The organism is Methylobacterium sp. WL103, from assembly GCF_008039885.1.
Taxonomy (GTDB): domain Bacteria; phylum Pseudomonadota; class Alphaproteobacteria; order Rhizobiales; family Beijerinckiaceae; genus Methylobacterium; species Methylobacterium cerastii.
On sequence record NZ_VRUX01000861.1, the window covers coordinates 1 to 1380 of the forward strand.

General features: G+C 68.6%; 1 protein-coding gene. It reads left to right on the plus strand.

Annotated features, from left to right (window positions below):
- Window positions 1-458: 458 nt before the first annotated feature.
- Window positions 459-1380 (plus strand): MCP four helix bundle domain-containing protein (locus FV222_RS26160; protein WP_187277485.1); only part of this gene is annotated, 922 nt, incomplete at its 3' end.

Here is a 1380-nt window from a genome sequence, read left to right on the forward strand (position 1 = left end):
GCTGACGCGCGACCGCCGCATGGGTCGCGTCGGCCCCGGCCGCGGGGCGCGGATGCAGCGCCTCCGTCATCACCCGAGCCTAGCGCGACGCGCCGGGTCGGTCGACCGGCCTCGATGCGGGGTGCGCCGTCAAAGAGAAGCTGGTCTTTGCACCCGGGCGACCATGCAGACGGCCCCTGACGCGTCCCACCGCGTGCGCGCGTCAGGGGCCGTTTCAAGCAACGCTCCATCAGGACGCGCGTCGTTTCCGGCACATCCGTTCATGGGCTCAGCGATCATCGGAAACATATCGATCGATGTCGATGCATTAAGCACGGTGCACCTTTTGAATGCAGCGTGATGGTCTCTGAAACCGGCGGTCGGCACGGGTTTTTTAACGCGTTGAACCGCTTTCTCATCCAGCGGTTGTGCGCGCGGCGCGCCGCCCCGGTCGTCCCGCGCAGGTTCGGACAATGCGCTTGCACGTCTCCCTCAAAGCCTCGCTCGGCGCCGCCTTCGGCTTCCTTGCACTCATCAGCGCCGGACAAGGCGTCGTCTCGCTTGCGAAGCTGTCGAGCATCGGCACGTCCGTCGACGCGATCTCCAGCAACTGGCTGCCCTCCGTCGTCGCGGCGAACAACGTCAAGGCCGCCGAAGCCGACATCCGCATCAAGCATCTGCGCCTCCTGACGCCCACGAAGTCGGCGACCGCCTTCGCCGAGGACAGCAAGCTGCTCGCGACGTCGGCGGCCGAGTTCGAGGCGACGCGCAAGTCCTACGAGACCTTGATCTCCGGCGAGGACGAGCGCTCGATCTACAACGCGTTCGTCGCGTCCTGGAACAAGTACGATGCGGCCACCGTGGAATCCATGCAGTTGGCCGAGGCGGGACTGATGTCGGAGGCGGCGGCGCTGATCGGCAGCCCCGACAACGCGAACTTGTACGACAACGCCCGCGACGCGCTGAACCGCGTCGTCGCCTACAACGAGGTCGGCGCCCGCAGGGATGCGGCGGCCGCCATGGCTCAGATCGATGCCGCGACGGCGACGACCTACTGCGCCATCGTCCTGGCGCTCGTCGCGGCCTGCGCCGCCGCGGCGTTCAGCCTCCTGCGCGTCTCGCGACCGATCCAGGCGATGACCTGCGTGATGTCGGGGCTGGCCGCAGGCCAGGCCGAGATCGCGGTGCCGTACGGCGCCCGCCGCGACGAAATCGGCGCGATGGCGTCGGCGGTCCAGGTGTTCAAGGAGAACCTGATCCGCACGCGCAAGCTGGAGGCGGAGACGGCGGACGCGCGGCTGGCGGCGGAGGCGCAGCGCAAGGCCGGGATGCGCCAGATGGCCGACGACTTCGAGGCGGCGGTGGGCGGCATCGTCGGGATGGTCTCGTCCTCGGCGACCG